This window comes from Mesorhizobium sp. B2-8-1 (genome assembly GCF_006440955.1).
In the GTDB taxonomy this organism is placed as follows: Bacteria; Pseudomonadota; Alphaproteobacteria; order Rhizobiales; family Rhizobiaceae; genus Mesorhizobium.
In genome coordinates this window covers 293624-310180 of record NZ_VFTX01000004.1, presented here as the reverse complement: position 1 = coordinate 310180, position 16557 = coordinate 293624, and the positions used below count along the sequence as shown (strand labels likewise).

At 63.8% G+C, this 16557-nt stretch carries 19 protein-coding genes and 1 tRNA gene; 11 read left to right on the top strand and 9 right to left on the bottom strand.

The window, feature by feature from the left end; genetic code table 11:
* Positions 1 to 8 precede the first annotated feature (8 nt).
* The 4 genes from kdpA to FJ428_RS13340 all read right to left on the bottom strand — a co-directional run bounded on the left by kdpA (position 9) and on the right by FJ428_RS13340 (position 2767).
* The gene (gene kdpA / locus FJ428_RS13355) at positions 9 to 1709 is read right to left on the bottom strand and encodes a potassium-transporting ATPase subunit KdpA (RefSeq protein ID WP_140522468.1); all 1701 of its coding nucleotides are present in this window, start codon (positions 1707 to 1709) and stop codon (positions 9 to 11) included.
* A 22-nt stretch (positions 1710 to 1731) separates the two neighbouring features.
* Positions 1732 to 1821 (bottom strand): K(+)-transporting ATPase subunit F, encoded by a 90-nt coding sequence (kdpF, locus tag FJ428_RS13350; protein WP_015315765.1) that lies wholly within the window; start codon positions 1819 to 1821, stop codon positions 1732 to 1734.
* 429 nt (positions 1822 to 2250) lie between these two features.
* On the bottom strand, positions 2251 to 2475 hold the full coding sequence (locus FJ428_RS13345; protein WP_140513729.1) for an alkylphosphonate utilization protein: 225 nt from the start codon (positions 2473 to 2475) through the stop codon (positions 2251 to 2253).
* Positions 2476 to 2677: 202 nt separating this feature from the next.
* A tRNA-Ser gene (locus tag FJ428_RS13340) sits at positions 2678 to 2767 on the bottom strand.
* Positions 2768 to 3136: 369 nt separating this feature from the next.
* Between FJ428_RS13340 and FJ428_RS13335 the strand changes: the two genes are divergently transcribed.
* The 4 genes from FJ428_RS13335 to FJ428_RS13320 all read left to right on the top strand — a co-directional run bounded on the left by FJ428_RS13335 (position 3137) and on the right by FJ428_RS13320 (position 6089).
* Complete coding sequence (locus tag FJ428_RS13335; protein ID WP_224518923.1) at positions 3137 to 3886, top strand: hypothetical protein; 750 nt, start codon at positions 3137 to 3139, stop codon at positions 3884 to 3886.
* A 130-nt stretch (positions 3887 to 4016) separates the two neighbouring features.
* On the top strand, positions 4017 to 4334 hold the full coding sequence (locus FJ428_RS13330) for a hypothetical protein (protein ID WP_140496347.1): 318 nt from the start codon (positions 4017 to 4019) through the stop codon (positions 4332 to 4334).
* Positions 4335 to 4528: 194 nt separating this feature from the next.
* On the top strand, positions 4529 to 5518 hold the full coding sequence (locus FJ428_RS13325; protein ID WP_140496350.1) for a BMP family ABC transporter substrate-binding protein: 990 nt from the start codon (positions 4529 to 4531) through the stop codon (positions 5516 to 5518).
* 130 nt (positions 5519 to 5648) lie between these two features.
* Complete coding sequence (locus tag FJ428_RS13320; protein ID WP_224518922.1) at positions 5649 to 6089, top strand: GNAT family N-acetyltransferase; 441 nt, start codon at positions 5649 to 5651, stop codon at positions 6087 to 6089.
* On the opposite strand, the gene FJ428_RS13315 is transcribed toward FJ428_RS13320, so the two are convergent.
* Positions 6084 to 6461 carry a hypothetical protein gene (locus FJ428_RS13315; protein ID WP_140496352.1) on the bottom strand — a complete coding sequence of 126 codons (378 nt, stop codon included), beginning with the start codon at positions 6459 to 6461 and terminating at the stop codon, positions 6084 to 6086. The two genes, FJ428_RS13320 and FJ428_RS13315, sit on opposite strands and share 6 nt — an antisense overlap.
* A 17-nt stretch (positions 6462 to 6478) precedes the next feature.
* Positions 6479 to 6688, bottom strand: a complete 210-nt coding sequence (locus tag FJ428_RS13310) for a SlyX family protein (protein ID WP_140496354.1) — start codon at positions 6686 to 6688, stop codon at positions 6479 to 6481.
* A 213-nt stretch (positions 6689 to 6901) separates the two neighbouring features.
* Here FJ428_RS13310 and FJ428_RS13305 point away from each other — a divergent pair, with 213 nt between their 5' ends.
* From FJ428_RS13305 to deoA, 6 genes are all read left to right on the top strand, one after another.
* A complete protein-coding gene (locus FJ428_RS13305; RefSeq protein WP_140879614.1) occupies positions 6902 to 8434 on the top strand; it encodes an ABC transporter ATP-binding protein in 1533 nt (510 codons plus the stop codon).
* Positions 8431 to 9570, top strand: coding sequence for an ABC transporter permease (locus tag FJ428_RS13300; protein WP_140879551.1), 1140 nt, complete (start codon positions 8431 to 8433; stop codon positions 9568 to 9570). Before FJ428_RS13305 ends, FJ428_RS13300 begins: the two co-directional genes overlap by 4 nt.
* Positions 9571 to 10542: an ABC transporter permease gene (locus tag FJ428_RS13295; protein WP_140513734.1), complete on the top strand. Its 972-nt coding sequence runs from the start codon at positions 9571 to 9573 to the stop codon at positions 10540 to 10542.
* A 65-nt stretch (positions 10543 to 10607) separates the two neighbouring features.
* Positions 10608 to 11000: a cytidine deaminase gene (gene cdd / locus FJ428_RS13290; RefSeq protein WP_140522725.1), complete on the top strand. Its 393-nt coding sequence runs from the start codon at positions 10608 to 10610 to the stop codon at positions 10998 to 11000.
* On the top strand, positions 10997 to 11803 hold the full coding sequence (locus tag FJ428_RS13285; RefSeq protein ID WP_140879550.1) for a purine-nucleoside phosphorylase: 807 nt from the start codon (positions 10997 to 10999) through the stop codon (positions 11801 to 11803). Before cdd ends, FJ428_RS13285 begins: the two co-directional genes overlap by 4 nt.
* Complete coding sequence (gene deoA, locus FJ428_RS13280) at positions 11803 to 13122, top strand: thymidine phosphorylase (protein WP_140879549.1); 1320 nt, start codon at positions 11803 to 11805, stop codon at positions 13120 to 13122. The genes FJ428_RS13285 and deoA overlap by 1 nt, the downstream gene beginning before the upstream one ends.
* A 30-nt stretch (positions 13123 to 13152) precedes the next feature.
* Here deoA and FJ428_RS13275 read toward each other — a convergent pair whose 3' ends face one another.
* The 3 genes from FJ428_RS13275 to FJ428_RS13265 all read right to left on the bottom strand — a co-directional run bounded on the left by FJ428_RS13275 (position 13153) and on the right by FJ428_RS13265 (position 15637).
* Positions 13153 to 13716 (bottom strand): TIGR02281 family clan AA aspartic protease, encoded by a 564-nt coding sequence (locus FJ428_RS13275; RefSeq protein ID WP_140879548.1) that lies wholly within the window; start codon positions 13714 to 13716, stop codon positions 13153 to 13155.
* Positions 13717 to 13902: 186 nt separating this feature from the next.
* Complete coding sequence (gene upp / locus FJ428_RS13270; RefSeq protein ID WP_140496366.1) at positions 13903 to 14532, bottom strand: uracil phosphoribosyltransferase; 630 nt, start codon at positions 14530 to 14532, stop codon at positions 13903 to 13905.
* A 130-nt stretch (positions 14533 to 14662) separates the two neighbouring features.
* Positions 14663 to 15637, bottom strand: coding sequence for an adenosine deaminase (locus FJ428_RS13265; RefSeq protein WP_140513737.1), 975 nt, complete (start codon positions 15635 to 15637; stop codon positions 14663 to 14665).
* A gap of 133 nt (positions 15638 to 15770) precedes the next feature.
* Between FJ428_RS13265 and ubiE the strand changes: the two genes are divergently transcribed.
* A complete protein-coding gene (gene ubiE, locus FJ428_RS13260; RefSeq protein WP_140879547.1) occupies positions 15771 to 16547 on the top strand; it encodes a bifunctional demethylmenaquinone methyltransferase/2-methoxy-6-polyprenyl-1,4-benzoquinol methylase UbiE in 777 nt (258 codons plus the stop codon).
* Positions 16548 to 16557: the final 10 nt, after the last annotated feature.

Below are 16557 nucleotides of genomic sequence, written 5' to 3'. Positions count from 1 at the left end.
ATTCCGTCTCAGAATGTCTGCCCGTGGATGGCGGCCAGATGCTCGACGATCGGCCCGACGGCGAGCGCCGGGAAGAAGGTCAGGCCGCCGACGATGACGATGACGCCGACCAGCAGCCCGACGAACAGCGGGCCGTCGGTCGGGAACGTGCCGGCCGAGGCGGGCACGGTCTTCTTCGCCGCCAGCGAGCCGGCGATGGCGAGCGCCGGGATGATGACGAGGAAGCGTCCCATGAGCATGCCGAGGCCCAGCGTGATGTTGTACCAGGGCGTGTTGCCGGTGAGGCCGCCGAAGGCCGAGCCGTTGTTCGCCGCCGCCGACGTATAGGCGTAGAGGATCTCGGAGAAGCCATGCGGCCCGCCATTGGCGATCGATGCCACGGCGCTCGGCAGGACCACCGCGATGGCCGTGAAGACCAGCATCGCCAGCGGCAGGCACAGGATCGCCAGCATCGCCATCTTGACCTCTTTGGCCTCGATCTTCTTGCCGAGACATTCGGGCGTGCGCCCGACCATCAGGCCGGCGACGAAGACGGCGATGAGGATGAACATCAGCATTCCGTAGAAGCCGGCGCCGACGCCGCCGACGATGACTTCGCCGAGCTGCATGTTGATGAGCGGGATCATGCCGCCGAGCGCGGTGAAACTGTCATGCATGGCGTTGACCGCGCCGCAGGAAGCCGCCGTGGTGATGACCGCGAACAGCGCCGAAAGCGCGATGCCGAAGCGGGTTTCCTTGCCTTCCATGTTGCCGCCGTCGATGCCCAGCGCATGGACCAGCGGATTGCCCGCGGCTTCCGCCCAATAGCAGACCGCGACCCCGGCGATGAACAGCGCGCCCATAGCGGCCAGGATCGCCCAGCCCTGGCGCTGGTTGCCGACCATGCGGCCGAAGACGTTGGTGAGCGCCGCGCCGATGGCGAAGATCGACAGCATCTGGATCAGGTTGGAGATGGCGTCCGGATTCTCGAAGGGATGCGCGGCATTGGCGTTGAAGAAGCCGCCGCCATTGGTGCCGAGCATCTTGATGGCGATCTGCGAGGCGACCGGCCCGACGGCGATGGTCTGCTGCGCGCCTTCGAGCGTGGTGGCGCCGACATAGGCTCCCAGCGTCTGCGGCATTCCGAGCCAGACATAGACCAGGGTGAGCACGACGCAGAGCGGCAAAAGCACGTAGAGCGTGGCACGGGTCATATCGACCCAGAAATTCCCGATCGACTTGCCGGAGGCGCGGGCAAAGCCGCGGATCAGCGCCATGGCGATGGCGATGCCGGTGGCCGCCGACAGGAAGTTCTGCACTGTGAGGCCGGCCATCTGCACGAGATAGGACATCGTGCTCTCGCCGCCGTAGTTCTGCCAGTTGGTGTTGGTCATGAAGCTGGCCGCGGTGTTGAAGGCGAGCCCCGGTTCGACCGCGCTCATGCCGGCCGGGTTGTAGGGCAGGCCGCCTTGCAGGCGCTGGAGGAAATAGAGCGCCAGGAAACCGGCAAGGTTGAACAACAGCATGGCGGCGGCATAGCCCGTCCAGTGCTGCTCCTGGTCGCCGGTTCCGGCCAGGCGATAAAGGCCCCGCTCGACGGGGCCGAGCACCAGCGAGAGCAAGCTGCGGTCGCCGGTGAAGACGCGATGCATGTAGCCGCCCAGCGGCTTCACGAGCAAAACCAGGATCCCGCAATAGAGGAGGATCTGTATCCATCCGTTGATAGTCATGATTTGGCTTTCCGTGCGCCGGTCAGAAGCGTTCCGGGCGGATCAGTGCGTATGTCAGGTAGGCGAGCAGGAACAACGTCACGCCACCACCGAGGATGTAATCGACAAGCATGTCCCGATCCTTCCGCTCAAATTCTGTCGCAGGCTTTGACGTAAGCGAAGGACAGGGCAAAAAACAAAACCGCTATCCCGAGAACAACGATGTCCATTGTGCTTGTTCCTTGCTTTCACTTTTCCACTTTGCGCCCGCTCGAAGCAGCTCGGCGATTACATGAAAACGCCCCGCCCACTTGGATTGGTGGCGGCGTCTGACGTTTTTCTCAAAGCGGAATATGGTCCCGATCGCCATAAAGGTTCGAGACGGGGCAAAGCGGAAAGAAATAGGAATCTTATAAAGATTTTCGGCGGAATGAGTTTGAAGTGGTGAACGCGTCCTGGCGCTCCAGCGATATCGTCAGTCGTAAGGGGTAACAGGTTGGCCGACGAAACGGCTCGCCGCCGGTAAACGCATTCTACCCCTGCGGCTCGACCGCCTTGAGGGTCACGCCTTCTTTACGAACTCGGTTTTGAGCACGAGGCCCTTCACTTGCCTGGTACTGCATTCGATCTCACCGGGATTACCGTTAAGGCGAATGTTCTTCACCAACGTGCCCCGCTTGATCGTCTCCGAAGTGCCCTTGACCTTGAGGTCCTTGATCAGCGTAACGGAATCGCCGTCACTCAACTGAGCGCCGTTGCTGTCGCGCACCATTACATCGTCCGGCATGCCATCTCCTGTGATCGGGATTACCACTACCAGATCACCAGGAATTCCAAAACCGGGTCGTGTGCGGACAGCTGCTTTTTTAATCGTGCAAGCCGGTCGGCAAGGTTGATGACCCTGCCCTCCTACGCTGAAGCTTCGGAGGGCATCCTGCTTCGCGTCGTCGATTGAGCCAATCCTGCGAAGCTCGAAGAGCGAAGCAGGATGGCGGAGAGAGCGGGATTCGAACCCGCGTTACGGTTTCCCGTAAACACACTTTCCAGGCGTGCGCCTTCAACCACTCGGCCACCTCTCCGTCCTTGCCTTTCGCGCCGGCCGGTTTCGCCGCGCGGGTTGGGGAGATGCTCTCCCTTTGGGCTGCGGAACTTCCGCACCGGGCGCCGCCAACCAGCGGACTCCCTGCCCGCACCTGAGCCGTCAAAGCAACAGGCGCGGGGCTCATCTAGTCGATCCGGCGCCGAATGCCAAGCCATAACGGCGGTCAATTCGCTTTGCCGGCCAAACGGCGTTCATGGGGGCCGCCGGCACATCCGTTTGGAGTCCCGCCACTTCAATCGCTGCTTGATGACGTGCACGGGCAAGGCTGCGAGGCCAGCCGCGCTTGACTTCGTCCCGAGCGGCCTGTCGAGTGTCCGAAAGGCTTTGCGGGGGGCATCGTCGCAACATGACGTCAAGCAGCGGAATTCCGGGCGGTACGCCTGGCAACGGACAGCCACCCGCCGAGGGAAATGTCCCGGCCCGACATCCGGACAGCGGACTTTCCTACGTCCCGGTGGGCTGGCTCGTTATCGTCATGGCCCTGTCGGTCTATTGGCTGGCGTCGGCCTTGTGGCTGGTGGGGAGTTCAGGCCTGCCGGACGCCGTTTTCTATTTCCTCTTCAGCGGGCTCGTCGCCGACGTCATCACCATCCTATGGGGACTTTACCTGCTCGGCCTCGCCTTCGGCCGTTCGGCGCGCTTCCCCAGCCACTTCACCATCTGGCAGGCCGCCACGATCATATGGCTGCTGGCAAGTCACGCTTACGCACTTGCCGTGCCGGGCTTCGTCTTCTCCGCCAGAAGCCTGGCCATCACCGCCGCCGAGATCGCCATCGGCCTGCTTTGCATCTACCTGTTGCGCCGCGGCTCCGGCGCCGAGACCGTTTATGCCAAGCCGCGAGCCGAAGCGCCGTCGGTCTTCGTTTCCATTGTCGCCGCGCTGCTCGGCATCATCCTCGGCGCGGTCGTCGGCTCGGTGGGCGGTTTCCTGGCCGGTTCGCTCATCGCCGATGTCACCGACGTGAGTTGCTTTGAGGGTGCGTGCGGCTACTTCGCCGCATTCATCGGCCTGGCCGGGCTGGTGGTCGGCGCCATTGCCGGCGGCATTCTCGCCGTCTGGCTCGCCAACCGGCGCAAGCGCAGGCCGGCCGGCTAGGCTGCGTCGGCCGCGATTCAATTCGCGTGCCGTGATTGCGAACGGGGCCCATGCGCTCTATTTCTCATTTCGGAACACCGCCGGAGATCCTCGGGAAGATGTTGAGGATCGGCCAGGGGAAAGGTCTCTGATGTTTCGCTTCGTCTTTCGTCTCGCGGCCATGGTCGCGCTGTCGATTTCGGTCATCATGGCGGTGCTTGACACGACACGCACGGTGGCCGCCTCGGCACTGGTGCTGACCCCGCTCAATGCAAGCTGGCTGGCCGTGTCGCCCGACACGCGCGCCACCTTTGAAAGCTTCGTTCGCGCCAAGGCCGGCCCGCTGCTATGGGACGGCCCCATCGCCTGGGTGCTCAACCAGCCGGGCTTTGCCGTGTTCGCGGTGCTTGCCTTGCTGCTCTACGCCATCGGCTACAGGCGGCAGCGGCGCACGGGGCAATTCGCCTGAAGGGCACGGGCATCGCACCCCGCCATGCTTTTCCAAAAGGTCAAAATTCCACGTGAATTTTATTTCGGGCCGTGCCAGATTGCCGCTGAGCGGGAGGGGAATATACACTCCTGGCTGACGTCGCGCGCATGCCGGAGAACCGGGCAGGCGTGCGGGGCGTAACGGAAAAAAATAACCGACAGGGTGTGGATCACATGAAACGTATCGTTCTCGGCCTTCTGGCCGCAACTGCAATGGTTCTTCCGGCTTTCGCCGCGGATGTGCAGCCGGCCATCCTCTATGATCTCGGCGGCAAGTTCGACAAATCCTTCAACGAGGCGGCCTACCATGGCGCCGAAAAGTTCAAGACGGAGACCGGCGTCCCCTATGTCGAGTTCGAGGTCTCCAACGCTTCGCAACGCGAGCAGGCGTTGCGCCGCTTCGCCGAGGACGGCCACAACCCGATCGTCATGGCCGGCTTCGCCTGGGAGGATGCGCTGAAGAAGGTCGCGACCGAATATCCCGATCTCAACTTCGCCATCATCGACGATGCCGTCGACCTGCCCAATGTCCGCTCGCTGGTATTCAAGGAGAATGAAGGCTCCTATCTCGTCGGCATCATGGCGGCGATGGCCTCCAAGACGAAGAAGGTGAGCTTCGTCGGCGGCATGGACATTCCGCTGATCCGCAAGTTCGAATGCGGCTATGTCGGCGGCGCCAAATCGGCAGGCGCGACCGACGTCATCCAGAACATGACCGGCGACACGCCGGCCGCCTGGAACGACCCGGCCAAGGGCGGCGAGATCGCCAAGACGCAGATCGACCAGGGTTCCGACGTGGTCTATGCGGCCGCTGGCGGCACCGGCGTCGGTGTGCTGCAGGCGGCGGCTGATGCCGGCAAGCTCGGCATCGGTGTCGATTCCAACCAGAACGGCCTCCAGCCCGGCAAGGTCCTGACCTCGATGCTGAAGCGCGTCGACGTTGCCGTCTACACCGCCTTCATGGACGGCAAGAACGGCACCTTCAAGGGTGGCGTCGAAAATCTCGGCCTCAAGGAAGGCGGCGTCGACTACGCCATGGACGACAACAACAAGGCGCTGGTGACCGACGAAATGAAGGCGGCGGTCGAGAAGGCCAAGGCCGACATCATCGCCGGCAAGGTCGAGGTGCACGATTACACCGCCGACAACGCCTGCCCGTATTGATCTGCCAAACCGACAGCAAACCGCCGGGCATGGTCCCGGCGGTTTTGTTTTGGAAGTCGCTGCCGGGTAGACGCAGACGTCTCGCAAGAAACACGACCCCAGGCCAATGGTGCAGTTGACAGTCGAACCCATGAACGAACGTGACATTGCAGCGGTGGCGCGATTGCGCGTTGCCGCCTTTTTCACGGGCACCGGACGAACGCTGGACGACGACGTGGCCGGACTTCGTAAACTGCTGCACGGCGACGGCTTCGAAACGGCGTTCGTGGCCCGGATCGGCGACGTGCCGGTCGGGACCTGCCTGCTGGTCCGCGACGAACTCGAACCGGCGCATGATCTGACACCATGGCTGGCCGGCCTGGCCATCGCTCCCGAGCACCAGCACCGAGGGATCGGCACTGCGCTGGTCAGGGCAATCGAAGCTCATGCCACATCGCTCGGCGTGGAGGCGCTTTATCTCTACACGTGGGAGGCGCGCGATTACTACATGAGGCTTGGTTGGATAGTCGTCGAGCCGTTCAGGCAGAACGGGGAGCCGATGGCGCTGATGTCGCGCCAATGTGGGCTATAGCTTTCCCGCCAGATAACCCAATGCGAAAGCCACGACCAGTCCAATGGCGACCGCAAGTCCGCGCCGGTCGCCGAGAGAATAGAAGCCGACATCATGCGGCTTGGCGGGGCCCCGGATCACCGGTTTAGCGTCCTCAAGACCGACAGCGCGCATCTGCGGCAAGTCGCCGATGCGCTGCGTGATCTGCCGCCAGCGCTCCGCGCCACCGGCGGCTTCGGTGCGGTCGAAAATATGCAGGTGCTCGGCAAGCTGGACCACGGCATCGCGAAAGGCGGGATCGATCTCCAGATCGCGCTCGGCCCGTTCGCGCTCTGCATCGTTCATCAGGCCAAGCACGTAGTCGCCGGCTCTTGCGATGCGATCGCTGGCCATCGCTCGGCTTCCCTCCCCTACCAGTGCGGCGGCTTAGTCACCGGCACGTCGGGTGCCGCCTGTTCCTCCAGCGTCAGGAAGCGGTCGGTCAGCGCGTCGAGCTTGCGCTGCATGCGCTCGATCACCTTCCACTGCTCGGCGATCTGGCCGGACAGCTCCTCGATGGTCTTCTCCTGCTCGGCGGAGCGGATCTCCAGCGTCGTCAGCCGGTCGGCGGGCACGGTCATGCAAAGTCCTCAGGTGTCGCGCGCAGTGTCAAATCGGCTTGCCATATTAGCGAATATGAGAGCTTCGGCCACGTTCGAAATTGACAAGCGCGCCGGGATTTGTCGAGAGTGGACGCTGCTCCGGCCAATTGGCACGGGCGGAGCGTCATGCTAGGCATTTTGACCAAGCGATAAAAAAATAAGAGTGGGACAGGCTGCATGGCGCATGCCGCGATTGAACTGGCCGCAATCGAACTGATTGGCATCAACAAGAGCTTTGGCGCCGTGCGCGCCAACCGCGACATCAACCTGGAAATCGCGCGCGGCACCATCCACGGCATCGTCGGCGAGAACGGCGCCGGCAAGTCGACGCTGATGTCGATTCTGTATGGCTTCTACCAGGCCGACAGCGGCGAGATCCGCGTCGGCGGCAAGCCGGCATCGATAAGCACGCCCAACGATGCGATCGCGCTCGGCATCGGCATGGTGCACCAGCATTTCATGCTGGTCGACAATTTCTCGGTCCTGGAGAACGTCATCCTGGGCGCCGAAAGCGACGCCTTGCTGAAGAAAAGCATCGCCAAGGCGCGTTCCGAACTGGAGCGGCTGGAGCGTGAATACGGCCTCGAGGTCGATCCCGACGCCATCGTCGAGGAATTGCCGGTCGGCCTGCAGCAGCGCGTCGAGATCCTCAAGGCGCTCTATCGCGGCGCCGAGATCCTGATCCTCGACGAGCCGACGGGCGTGCTGACGCCGGCCGAGGCCGACCACCTCTTCCGCATCCTCAAGCAATTGAAGGAGCAGGGAAAGACGGTGGTGCTGATCACCCACAAATTGCGCGAGATCATGGCCATCACCGACACGGTTTCGGTGATGCGCCAGGGCACGATGGTGGCGACCAGGGAAACGAAGAAGACCACCGTCGCGGAACTGGCCGAGCTGATGGTCGGGCGCCGCGTGCTCTTGCGGGTGGAGAAGGGCGAAGCGGAAGCCGGCGCGGTAAAACTCGCGGTCAAGAACCTGACGGTCAAGGATTCCCGCGGCGTCACCATGGTCGACGACATCTCCTTCGACCTGCGCGCCGGCGAGATCGTCGGCATCGCCGGTGTCGCCGGCAACGGCCAGTCCGAACTGCTCGAGGCGATCTCCGGCATCAGGCACGCCGTTTCCGGTTCGGTGATGCTCGAGGGCAAGCCGATCGATCTCACCGGCAAGGCCGATCCCGGCGAACTGCGCGACCGCGGCCTCGCCCATGTGCCTGAGGATCGCCATCATGTCGGGCTGGTGCTGGCCTTCGAGGAGAACGAGAATTCCATCCTCGGCTACCATGACGATCCCCGCTACCTCAGAGGACCCTTCCTCAACATCGATGCCATCGTTGCCGATGCCAAGGACAAGATCGAGAAATACGACATCCGCCCCGGCAATCCACGGCTGAAGACCGCCAACTTCTCCGGCGGCAACCAGCAGAAGATCGTGCTCGCGCGCGAAATCGAACAGGACCCCGGCGTTCTCATCGTCGGCCAGCCGACGCGCGGCGTCGACGTCGGCGCCATCGAGTTCATCCACAAGCGCCTGATCGCCATGCGCGACCAGGGCAAGGCCGTGCTGGTCGTGTCGGTCGAGCTCGATGAGATCCGCTCGCTCTCGGACCGCATCCTGGTCATGTTTGCCGGCCGCATCGTCGGCGAACACGGGCCGGAGGCGAGCGAGGGCGAGCTCGGCCTGCTGATGGCGGGTGTTGAGCGCCAGGAGGCGGCGCAATGAGCACGCCCTATGCCAAATTGCCGGCCTGGGCCGACTATGGGCTGATCCCGCTGATCAATCTGTCTGTGGCCTTCATCGTCGCGGGCTTCGTCGTGCTTCTGGTCGGCGAGAACCCGTTCCGTGCCGCCGTCATCCTGGTCGAGGGCGCCTTCGGCAAGGGAACAGGTATCGCCTTTACCCTCTTCTATGCCACCACCTTCATCTTCACCGGACTGTCGGTGGCGGTAGCAGCGCATTGCGGCCTGTTCAACATCGGCACCGAGGGGCAGGCCTACATCGCCGGCCTCGGCATCGCCATCGTCTGTCTTTCCTTCGACAGCGTGCTGCCATGGTGGCTGACATTTCCGCTGGCCATCGTGGCTTCGGCGGCCGTGGGCGCCTTGTGGGCGCTGATCCCCGCCTATCTGCAGGCCAGGCGCGGCTCGCACATCGTCATCACCACCATCATGTTCAACTTCATCGCTGCTTCGATCATGGTATACCTGCTGGTCGGCCCGTTGAAACCGGCAGCCTCGCAGGCGCCGCAGACGCGCAACTTCCTGGCGGGCGCGGAATTGCCGAAACTCAACTGGGTCATCGAGCTGTTCGGCGCCAAGATCCGGTCGGCGCCGCTCAACATCTCCTTCCTGCTCGCGCTGCTCATGGCCTTCCTGGTCTGGCTGCTGATCTGGCGCACCAAGCTCGGCTATGAGATGCGCACCTACGGCCACAGTCCAAAGGCGGCGCGCTATGCCGGCATTTCCGAAACCCGCATCATCATCACCGCCATGATGGTCTCGGGCGCGCTCGCCGGCATGATGGCGCTCAATCCGGTGATGGGCGACCAGCACAATGTCGCGATCGACTTCGTCAGCGGCGCCGGTTTCGTCGGCATCGCCGTGGCGCTGATGGGTCGCCTGCACCCTGTCGGCATCGTGCTGGCGGCCATCCTGTTTGGCATGCTCTACCAGGGCGGCGCCGAACTCGCCTTCGAGATGCCTGCGATCAGCCGCGACATGATCGTGATCATTCAAGGGTTGGTCATCCTGTTCGCCGGTGCGCTCGAACACATGTTCAGGCCTTACATCCAGGCGCTGTTCGCCTCGCTCAGCCCGAGGTCGGTCGGCATGGAAGCGGTCAAGGGAAAAGGCGCCTGAATGGACACCTTCAACGCCATCGTCCAGACGCTGGATTCCACCATCCGCCTCTCGGTGCCGCTGCTGCTCGCCTGCCTGGCCGGCCTCTATTCGGAACGCGCCGGCATCTTCGACATCGGCCTCGAAGGCAAGATGCTGGTCGGCGCCTTCGCCGGTGCGGCGGCCGCGTCGGTCTTCCATTCCGCCTTCCTCGGACTGGGCATGGCGATCCTGATCTCGGTCGCGTTCGCGATGATCCACGGCTTTGCCTCGATCACCCATCGCGGCAACCAGATCGTTTCCGGCGTGGCGATCAACTTCATCGCCGCCGGCTCGACCATTATCCTCGGCCAGGCCTGGTTCCAGCAAGGCGGGCGCACGCCGGCGCTGCAACCAGCCGAGCGGTTCGAAGCCATTATCTGGCCCGGCGCCGAGGCCGTCCGAGGCGTGCCGGTCCTCGGGCCGATCTACGCGGAACTGATCTCCGGCCACTCGATACTGGTCTATCTCGCCTTCGCGATGGTGCCTTTCACCTGGTGGGTGCTGTTTCGCACGCGCTTTGGGCTGCGGCTGCGCGCGGTCGGCGAAAACCCGGCCGCCGTGGACACCGCCGGCATCTCGGTCGCCTGGCTGCGCTACAGGGCGCTGATCTGCACCGGCATCCTGACCGGCGTCGCCGGCGCCTATCTGTCGATGGTGCAGAATGGCGGCTTCGTGAAGGACATGACCGCCGGCAAGGGCTACATCGCGCTGGCCGCATTGATCTTTGCCAAGTGGAAGCCGGTCAACGCCATGCTCGCCTGCCTGCTGTTCGGCTTCCTCGACGCCCTGTCGATCCGCCTGCAAGGCTCGCCGCTGCCGCTCATCGGCAAGGTGCCGGTGCAGTTCATGCAGGCCCTGCCCTATATTCTCACCGTCATCCTGCTCGCCGGTTTCATCGGCAAGGCGATCCCGCCGCGCGCCGGCGGCGTGCCTTATGTCAAGGAACGCTGAGGATCCAGGGCGCGACGCAAAAGGCGCGCCGGCTTATGGACAAGATCATCGGAGAGAACACTGAAATGTCGCATGAATTGTTCGAAGCGGCGAAGGCTGCCATGGCCAAGGCTTATGCCCCCTATTCGAAATTTCCGGTCGGTGCCGCACTTCGCACCGAGGACGGGCGCGTCTTCACGGGCGCCAATATCGAGGTCGCTTCCTATCCGGAAGGCTGGTGCGCCGAGACGACGGCGCTCGGCCATTACATCATGGGCGGCGGCGGCAAGATCATGGAAATCGCCGTCCTTGCCGAGCGCATGGCCAAATGCTCGCCTTGCGGCGGCTGCCGGCAGCGGCTGGCCGAATTCTGCCGTCCGGAAACGAAACTCTATCTCTGCGACAATGCGGGCGTCGCCGAAACCGTGACCATGGGCGACATGCTGCCTTACGGCTTTCGCGGCGACATGCTGAAATGAAGGAAGCGCTCGACCATCTGATCGAACGGCTGGACGGCCTGGCGCCGACCACGGCGCTGGTGCTGGGTTCTGGCCTGGGAGGGCTGGTCAGCCAGGTCGAGAACCCGATCCGTGTCTCCTATGCCGATCTGCCCGGCTTTCCCAGAAGCGGCGTTTCCGGGCATGCCGGAGAGGTGGTGGTCGGGCTGTTTGCCGGCACGCCGGTGCTGATGCTGTCGGGCCGCGCCCACTATTACGAGCACGGCAACGCGGCGGCGATGCGGCCGGTGCTGGAGGTGCTTGCCGGCACCGGCATCACCAAGCTGATCCTCACCAATGCCGCCGGCTCGGTCGATCCGGAGATGGGGCCGGGTTCGGTGATGCTGATATCGGACCACATCAATTTCTCCGGCACCAACCCGCTGATCGGCGAGCCGAGCGACCGCCGTTTCGTCGGCCTGACCGAAGCCTACGATGCCGGCATCCGCACGGCGATCGAACAGGCGGCAAAGGCGACCGGCACGGCGCTGCACAAGGGCGTCTACATGTGGTTCTCCGGCCCGTGCTTCGAAACGCCGGCCGAGATCCGCATGGCGCGCATCATGGGTGCCAACGCGGTCGGCATGTCGACCGTGCCGGAAGTCATCCTTGCCCGCTTCCTTGGCCTGCGTGTCGCCGCCTGCTCGATCATCACCAATCTTGCCGCCGGCATGACCGGAGCCGAGCTTTCGCACCAGGAGACCAAGGATATGGCCCCGGTCGGCGGCGCGCGGCTGGCGACGATCCTGAAGCGTGTGTTCCGCGACGGACTGTTGGAGAACTGATGCTTCCGCAGGAAATCATCCGCCACAAGCGCGACGGCCACAGACTGCCGGCGCGCGAAATCGCCGACTTCATCGCCGGCGTAACCGATGGCGCCGTCACCGATGGCCAGGTCGCGGCTTTCGCCATGGCGGTGTTCTTCAACGGCATGGGCCGCGACGAGGCCGTGGCGTTGACATTGGCCATGCGCGATTCCGGCGACGTGCTCGACTGGTCGGACCTGCCCGGCCCGGTCACGGACAAACATTCGACAGGCGGCGTCGGCGACAACGTCTCGCTGATGCTGGCGCCGATCGTCGCTGCCTGCGGCGCTTATGTGCCGATGATATCCGGCCGCGGCCTCGGCCACACCGGCGGCACGCTGGATAAAATGGATTCCATCCCCGGCTACGCCAGCCAGCCCGACATCACGCTGTTTCGCAAGGCGGTGCTAGAGGCGGGTTGCGCCATCATCGGCCAGACTGCGGACCTCGCGCCGGCCGACCGCCGGCTCTATGCCATCCGTGACGTGACCGGAACCGTGGAGTCGGTGCCGCTGATCACCGCCTCGATCCTGTCGAAGAAACTGGCGGCAGGCCTGGGGTCGCTGGTGCTCGACGTCAAGGTCGGCAATGGCGCCTTCATGGAGAAGTCGCGCGACGCGACGGCGCTCGCCAACAGCCTGGTCGAAGTCGCAAGCGGCGCCGGATTAAAAGTTTCGGCGTTGATCACCGGCATGAACGAACCGCTGGCGTCGGCCGCCGGCAATGCGGTCGAGGTGCGCAACGCCGTCGATTTCCTGACCGGCCGCCTTCGCGACCGGCGCCTGGAGGATGTGACGCTGGCGCTCGCCGCCGAAATGCTGCAGGCGGCGGGTCTGGTGCCGTCCAACCAGGACGGCATGCGGCGGGCCACCGAAACGCTTGCCAGCGGCCGCGCCGCCGCCACCTTCGCGCGCATGGTGACGGTGCTCGGCGGCCCCGCCGATTTCATCGACAAGCCGGAACGATATTTGCCCGTTGCGCCAACGGAACACGCGGTGAGAGCGATCGCGGACGGCTTCGTCACCGGCATTGCCACGCGTGATATCGGCCTTGCCGTGGTCGGGCTGGGCGGCGGCCGCACCCGGCCAGACGACAAGGTCGACCCGGCGGTCGGCATCACCAGGCTGTTGCCGGTCGGCGCCGAGGTTCGAGCTGGCGAGCCGCTGGCGCTGGTCCATGCCCGCTCGGTGTCCGACGCCGAAGCCACGGCGGCAACGGTGCTTTCGGCCTATGCGATCGGCGCTTCCAAGCCGCCTGCCGACAAGTCGGTCATCCGGCGCATCCTGCCGCGTGGCTGATATGACCCAGCCCCGAACGGCCGTGCCCGCTCACTGGACAAGAAGCAGCGTGCCGTTTTCGGCCTGATATTTGCCCAGCCGATTGAGAAAGCTCATGCCGATCAAATTGGTGTGCAGCGCCTTGTCGTCGAGCACGATGGCCTGCACGTCGTTGACGGTGATGCTGCCGATCTGCACGCGGTCGATCATCACCAACGCCGCCTTGATCGTGCCGTTGGCCGTGTTGACCTCATGACTGAAGTCCGACGGGTTCAGCGACAGACCGATCCTGCGCGCCGTCGAGGTGTTGACGGCGACCAGTGTCGCTCCTGTATCGATCATGCCGTCGATCTGGCGTCCGTTCAGTTTGAAGGCCGACGAGAAATGCCCTCGCGCGTCGGCCGTGACGACAACCTTGCGGCCCATCGGCAACGGCGCCACCGGCTTGTCGGGAGCCGCTGCCAAGGCGACCTCCGGACGGGCGTCGGCCGCTGGCTTGGCCGTCACCGCCGTTTTCAGCAGGCTTTCGAACATCTGCGGATTCGACTGATAGACAATCGGGATGGATGCCGATGTACCGGCAAAGACGCTGAGGATAAGTAGCTTGCGCAGCATGGATCGGCCCCGGCGCATGACCCCGAAAATCGGGATCGATTTCGGAAAGGATCACGCGCAAATCAAAGTGCCGCAGCGTCCGACAGGACGCGCGGCGCTGTCGTGAAGGCCGATCCTTAACGCCGGGATGGTGTTTGCCGTTTTAACGCCGCTCGAAACCGCGCCGTTGCGTAAACTTTCGGTAAATCACTTTGTCCCGTACATGCGGTCGCCGGCGTCGCCGAGGCCGGGCATGATGTAGCCCTTCTCGTTGAGCTGGCGATCGATGGAAGCCGTGAAGACGGGAACGTCGGGATGTGCCTTGGTGAAGCGCTCGATGCCTTCGGGCGCCGCCAGCAGGCACAGAAAGCGGATGTTGGTGGCGCCGCGCCCCTTCAGCTTGTCGATCGCCGCGATGGCGGAATTGGCGGTGGCCAGCATCGGATCGACGACGATGACCAGCCGGTCGGCGAGGTCGCTCGGCGCCTTGAAGAAATATTCGACCGCCTCCAGCGTCTCATGGTCGCGATAGAGGCCGATATGGGCGACGCGGGCCGCCGGAACCAGGTCGAGCAGGCCTTCGAGCAAGCCATTGCCGGCGCGCAGCACCGAGGCGAAGACTAGCTTCTTGCCTTCCAGCGTCGGCGCCTCCATCGTTTCGATCGGCGTTTCGATGGTCGTCGTCGTGAGTTCGAGATTGCGCGTCACCTCATAGCCGAGCAGCAGCGAGATCTCGCGCAGCAGCCGCCGGAAACCGGCCGTCGAGGTCTCCTTCTTGCGCATGATGCTCAGTTTGTGCTGGACAAGCGGGTGGTCGACGACGGTGACGCCCTTCATGATGTGCTCCGACGTGGTTCGTGGTGAGTAGCCAATAGTGAGTAGTGAATAGTGAGCCGATTTGCGAGTCCCGATGCGCGCTCCGCCAAGCTGCTCACTGCTGGCCACTCCCTGTCCACCCAGCCTTCATTCACCTGGCCTTCGCATCCAGCCGGCTGAGCAGCGTTGCCTTGGTCTTCCTGTCGACGAAAGCGGCCTCGATGGCCGTTCGGGTAACGGCCGCCAGCGCCTTCTCGTTCATCGAGAAATACTCGGCCGCAATGTCGTATTCGCGTTTCAGCGAGGTCCAGAAATAGGGCGGATCATCCGAGTTGAGCGTCACCTTGCAGCCGGCCGCGAGCAGGGCGGGGAACGGGTGGGCGGCGAAACTGTCGAACACTTTCAACGCAATATTGGAGCCGGGACAGCATTCCAGCACCACGCCCTCATCGGCGATGCGCCGGACAAGATCGGGGTTTTCGATGGCGCGCACGCCATGGCCGATGCGCGACGGGCGGATGTGATCGAGCGCCGCCTGGACCGTCTCCCACCCCGTCAGTTCGCCTGCGTGAACGGTAATGCCGAGCCCGGCCTCGCGGGCGATTTCGAATGCCCTGACGTAGTCCTCCATCTCGCCGACCCTCTCGTCGCCGGCGACACCGAAGCCGGTTACCAGCGGATGTCCGCAGCGCGCGGCAAAGCGCGCTGCCTGCTCGATGGACTCGACGCCGGCATGGCGCACGCCGGTGACGATCATGCGGCCCTCGATGCCGGTCTTGGCCTTGGCGCGGGCCATGCCTTCGCCGAGCGCGTCAGTATAGGCCTTGGGCGACAGGCCCGCCTTCATGGCATGATCCGGCGAGGTGAAGACCTCTGAGTAGATGGCGCCGTCACGAGCCAGGCTGGTCAGATAATGGTCAGCCAGCCGCGCATAGTCTTCCTCGGTCCGGAACAGGTCGGAGGCGAAATCATAGGCGGCGAGAAAAGAGGTGAAATCGTGCCAGACGAAAGAGCCGTTCTGGATATAGGGCGAGATGTCCTTGCCGTATTTCTGCGCCTGTCGGATGACGAGTTCCGGTGCCGCTGCCCCTTCGATGTGGCAGTGCAGTTCCGCTTTCAAAGGCATTCAAACATCCCGTCGGTCAGTCCAGGTCTCGAAACCCGCCACCTGGAAGCGCGGCCGAACACCGCGCCTTAAACAATAGCGCCCGCACCATCGATCGGCTATGGTCCCGCCGGTTTTATGACGGATCAAAAAAATGTCAGTTGAGAGAACCACGGCCGCCGGCGGCATGGAAACCTCCTATGGTTTCAAGCGTGTAGGGGCAGGCGACAAGCAGCCCCTGGTCAACGATGTTTTCCACAAGGTCGCCAACCGCTACGACCTGATGAACGACCTGATGTCGGGCGGCCTGCACCGGCTGTGGAAGGATGCCATGGTAACCTGGCTCAATCCGCCGAAGCGGCCGGGCTGGCGCGTGCTCGATGTCGCCGGCGGCACCGGCGACATCGCCTTTCGCATCGTCGATGCCAGCCATGGGCATGCTCATGCCACCGTGCTCGACATCAACGGCTCGATGCTCGCCGTCGGTCGCGACAGGGCGCAAAAGAAAGGCATGTCCGGCAACACCGACTTCGTCGAAGCCAATGCCGAGGAACTGCCGTTCGCGGACGCCACCTTCGACGCCTACACCATCGCTTTCGGCATCCGCAACGTCCCCAGGATCGACGTCGCTCTCACCGAAGCGTTGCGCGTGCTGAAGCCGGGCGGGCGGTTCCTGTGCCTGGAATTTTCCGAGGTCGAGATGCCGTTGCTCGACAGGGTCTACGAGGCCTGGTCGTTCAAGGCCATTCCGAAGATCGGCAAGGCCGTCACCGGCGATGGCGAGCCTTATTCCTATCTCGTCGAGTCGATCGCGAAATTCCCCAACCAAGCGAATTTTGCTTCCATGATAACCCGCGCGGGCTTCGATCGGGTCTCGTTCCGCAACTATTCCGGCGGCATCGCCGCGCTTCATTCGGGCTGGAAACTTTGAGGCAGGCCCG

Bases quoted from the DNA above. Each gene is read 5' to 3' on its own strand.
- FJ428_RS13300 (WP_140879551.1), top strand. From the start codon at position 8,431: ATGAGCACGCCCTATGCCAAATTGCCGGCCTGGGCCGACTATGGGCTG.
- kdpA (WP_140522468.1), bottom strand. From the start codon at position 1,709: ATGACTATCAACGGATGGATACAGATCCTCCTCTATTGCGGGATCCTG.
- FJ428_RS13315 (WP_140496352.1), bottom strand. From the start codon at position 6,461: ATGGCCAGCGATCGCATCGCAAGAGCCGGCGACTACGTGCTTGGCCTG.
- FJ428_RS13265 (WP_140513737.1), bottom strand. From the start codon at position 15,637: ATGCCTTTGAAAGCGGAACTGCACTGCCACATCGAAGGGGCAGCGGCA.
- FJ428_RS13285 (WP_140879550.1), top strand. From the start codon at position 10,997: ATGAAGGAAGCGCTCGACCATCTGATCGAACGGCTGGACGGCCTGGCG.
- cdd (WP_140522725.1), top strand. From the start codon at position 10,608: ATGTCGCATGAATTGTTCGAAGCGGCGAAGGCTGCCATGGCCAAGGCT.
- FJ428_RS13310 (WP_140496354.1), bottom strand. From the start codon at position 6,688: ATGACCGTGCCCGCCGACCGGCTGACGACGCTGGAGATCCGCTCCGCC.
- FJ428_RS13325 (WP_140496350.1), top strand. From the start codon at position 4,529: ATGAAACGTATCGTTCTCGGCCTTCTGGCCGCAACTGCAATGGTTCTT.
- FJ428_RS13295 (WP_140513734.1), top strand. From the start codon at position 9,571: ATGGACACCTTCAACGCCATCGTCCAGACGCTGGATTCCACCATCCGC.
- FJ428_RS13320 (WP_224518922.1), top strand. From the start codon at position 5,649: ATGAACGAACGTGACATTGCAGCGGTGGCGCGATTGCGCGTTGCCGCC.
- FJ428_RS13335 (WP_224518923.1), top strand. From the start codon at position 3,137: ATGACGTCAAGCAGCGGAATTCCGGGCGGTACGCCTGGCAACGGACAG.
- FJ428_RS13330 (WP_140496347.1), top strand. From the start codon at position 4,017: ATGTTTCGCTTCGTCTTTCGTCTCGCGGCCATGGTCGCGCTGTCGATT.
- deoA (WP_140879549.1), top strand. From the start codon at position 11,803: ATGCTTCCGCAGGAAATCATCCGCCACAAGCGCGACGGCCACAGACTG.
- FJ428_RS13345 (WP_140513729.1), bottom strand. From the start codon at position 2,475: ATGCCGGACGATGTAATGGTGCGCGACAGCAACGGCGCTCAGTTGAGT.
- upp (WP_140496366.1), bottom strand. From the start codon at position 14,532: ATGAAGGGCGTCACCGTCGTCGACCACCCGCTTGTCCAGCACAAACTG.
- ubiE (WP_140879547.1), top strand. From the start codon at position 15,771: ATGTCAGTTGAGAGAACCACGGCCGCCGGCGGCATGGAAACCTCCTAT.
- kdpF (WP_015315765.1), bottom strand. From the start codon at position 1,821: ATGCTTGTCGATTACATCCTCGGTGGTGGCGTGACGTTGTTCCTGCTC.
- FJ428_RS13275 (WP_140879548.1), bottom strand. From the start codon at position 13,716: ATGCTGCGCAAGCTACTTATCCTCAGCGTCTTTGCCGGTACATCGGCA.